Here is a 1,468-nt window from a genome sequence, read left to right as displayed (position 1 = left end):
TAGCTTCCGTTACCAATGATGCTCCGGCAACGTTCCCTCTTGGAGAAACCACAGTAACTTGGATAGTAACTGATAACGCTGGTCTTACAGCTACCTGTACACAAACGGTAACTGTTAATGATACAACGCCGCCTACAATTACTTGTCCTACGGATGTAGTAATAAGTGCGGATGCGTCTTGTATAGCAACTAGTGTTGCTCTAGGGGCTCCAACTACAGCTGATAATTGCGGGGTAGCTTCCGTTACCAATGATGCTCCGGCAACGTTCCCTCTTGGAGAAACCACAGTGACTTGGATAGTAACTGATAATACAGGCCTTACAGCTACCTGTACACAAACGGTAACTGTTAATGATACAACACCTCCTACAATTACTTGTCCTACGGATGTAGTAATAAGTGCGGATGCGTCTTGTATAGCAACTAGTGTTGCTCTAGGGGCTCCAACTACAGCTGATAATTGCGGGGTAGCTTCCGTTACCAATGATGCTCCGGCAACGTTCCCTCTTGGAGAAACCACAGTGACTTGGACCGTAACTGATAACGCAGGCCTTACAGCTACCTGTACACAAACGGTAACTGTTAATGATACAATGCCTCCTACAATTACTTGTCCTACGAATCTAGTAATAAGTACAGATACGTCTTGTGAGGCAACTAGTGTTGCTCTAGGAACTCCAACTACAGTTGATAATTGTGGAGTAGCTTCCGTTACCAATGATGCTCCTGCCACTTTTCCTCTTGGAGAAACCACAGTGACTTGGACAGTAACTGATAACACTGGTCTTACAGCTACCTGTACACAAACGGTAACTGTCAATGATACAACGCCGCCTACAATTACTTGTCCAGCGGATGTAGTAATAAGTGCGGATGCGTCTTGTGTAGTAACTAGTGTTACTCTAGGGGCTCCAACTACAGCTGATAATTGCGGGGTAGCTTCCGTTACCAATGATGCTCCGGCAACGTTCCCTCTTGGAGAAACCACAGTGACTTGGATAGTAACTGATAACGCTGGTCTTACAGCTACCTGTACACAAACGGTAACTGTTAATGATACAACACCTCCTACAATTACTTGTCCTACGGATGTAGTAATAAGTGCGGATGCGTCTTGTATAGCAACTAGTGTTGCTCTAGGGGCTCCAACTACAGCTGATAATTGCGGGGTAGCTTCCGTTACCAATGATGCTCCGGCAACGTTCCCTCTTGGAGAAACCACAGTGACTTGGATAGTAACTGATAATACAGGCCTTACAGCTACCTGTACACAAACGGTAACTGTTAATGATACAACACCTCCTACAATTACTTGTCCTACGGATGTAGTAATAAGTGCGGATGCGTCTTGTATAGCAACTAGTGTTGCTCTAGGGGCTCCAACTACAGCTGATAATTGCGGGGTAGCTTCCGTTACCAATGATGCTCCGGCAACGTTCCCTCTTGGAGAAACCACAGTGACTTGGAC

General features: G+C 45.7%; 1 protein-coding gene. It reads left to right on the top strand.

Annotation, left to right across the window (positions count from 1 at the left end):
• On the top strand, positions 1-1,468 hold a 1,468-nt coding region (locus DU428_RS13640; protein WP_114436872.1), incomplete at both ends, for an HYR domain-containing protein.

It is taken from the genome of Oceanihabitans sediminis, from assembly GCF_003337215.1.
GTDB lineage: Bacteria > Bacteroidota > Bacteroidia > Flavobacteriales > Flavobacteriaceae > Oceanihabitans > Oceanihabitans sediminis.
This window is presented reverse-complemented; position numbering and strand designations above follow the sequence as displayed.